Here is a 1566-nt window from a genome sequence, read left to right as displayed (position 1 = left end):
GCCCGGGCCGCCGCGGGCCCACCCCCAGGCGGAACGGCAGAAGGAACAGGCTGAACTCCGGCCGCCGCAGCGGCATCCTGACCAGCGGGCCCTCCGCCAGGCGCCCCCGCGTACCCGTGAGCGTCAGGCCCGGGCACGTACCCCATGGCGGGTCCGGCCGCGCCCCCGGAGAAGTTCACCCCGCGCTCGATCCGGTCGAGGCGGGCCATGACGGAACGCTCATCGCCGTACGCCGCCGGCAGCATCACGCGCGCGCAGATCAGCTCCAGTTGCAGGCGGGGCGCATTGGCTCCCCGCATCTCCGTCAACCCCTCATTGACGAGATCGGCGGCCCGGCTCAGCTCGGCGGCACCGAAGACCCCGGCCTGGGCCTGCATCCGCTCCACCACGTCGGCGGGCGCGTCGATGAGGCCCTTCTCCGCCGCGTCCGGGACGGCGGCCAGGATCACCAGGTCCCGCAGCCGCTCCAGCAGGTCCGCGACGAACCGCCGCGGATCGTTCCCGCCCTCGATGACCCGGTCCACGACCTCGAACGCGGCGGCCCCGTCCCCCGCCGCGAACGCCTCGACGACGGAGTCGAGCAAGGAACCGTCCGTGTACCCCAGCAGCGAGGTGGCCATGGCATACGTGACGCCGTCTTCGGCCGCCCCCGCCAGCAGCTGATCCATGACGGACATGGAGTCACGCACGGACCCGGCCCCCGCCCTCACAACGAGCGGCAGCACTCCGTCCTCAACGGGGATCTCCTCCCGCCCGCACACATCGCCGAGGTAGTCCCGCAGGGTCCCGGGCGGCACGAGCCGGAACGGATAGTGATGCGTACGCGACCGAATCGTCCCGATGACCTTCTCGGGCTCGGTGGTCGCGAAAATGAACTTGAGATGCTCCGGTGGCTCCTCGACCACCTTCAGCAGCGCGTTGAACCCGGCCGAGGTGACCATGTGGGCCTCGTCGATGATGTAGATCTTGTACCGGCTGCCGGCGGGCCCGAAGAACGCCTTCTCCCGCAGCTCACGAGCATCATCAACACCACCGTGCGAAGCGGCGTCGATCTCGATCACGTCGATGGACCCCGGCCCGTTCCGCGCGAGGTCCTGACAGGACTGGCACTCACCACAGGGCGTCGGCGTGGGCCCCTGCTCGCAGTTCAGACACCGGGCGAGGATCCGCGCACTGGTCGTCTTCCCGCACCCACGCGGACCGCTGAACAGGTACGCGTGATTGACCCGGTTGTTCCGCAGCGCCTGCTGCAGCGGGTCAGTGACATGCTTCTGCCCGATGACCTCGGCGAACGACTCCGGGCGATAACGGCGGTACAGCGCGAGAGACGACACGCATACGAGGTTATAGCCGCCCACTGACAACCCGGCCGGGCCCTCGAGATCGCACGCAGACGGGACAAGATCACATGCAAGCACTGACCCAGCGGCCCGGAAACACAGAAGACCCCCCACGCACCCGCCAGAGCCAACCTACCCTTGCTGCCTTCCGGCCCTGGGGGAGTTCAGTCAGATAGCGCCGCGTGAGGGGCTGCCCCCAGCCTACCCGATCCACCACCCCCTCCCG

At 69.5% G+C, this 1566-nt stretch carries 1 protein-coding gene and 1 other RNA gene; both read right to left on the bottom strand.

Going from position 1 to position 1566, the window contains the following annotated elements:
* Nucleotides 1-1334 (bottom strand): DNA polymerase III subunit gamma and tau (locus FNH08_RS49920; RefSeq protein WP_322726673.1); only part of this gene is annotated, 1334 nt, incomplete at its 3' end.
* A 104-nt stretch (nt 1335-1438) separates the two neighbouring features.
* An RNA gene (gene ffs, locus FNH08_RS49915) (signal recognition particle sRNA small type) lies at nt 1439-1535 on the bottom strand.
* Nucleotides 1536-1566 lie beyond the last annotated feature (31 nt).

Origin of the sequence: Streptomyces spongiae, from assembly GCF_009377185.1 — a bacterium.
GTDB lineage: Bacteria > Actinomycetota > Actinomycetes > Streptomycetales > Streptomycetaceae > Streptomyces > Streptomyces spongiae.
Note: the sequence above shows the minus strand (reverse complement) of the source record. Positions and strands in the feature narration are given on the sequence as shown.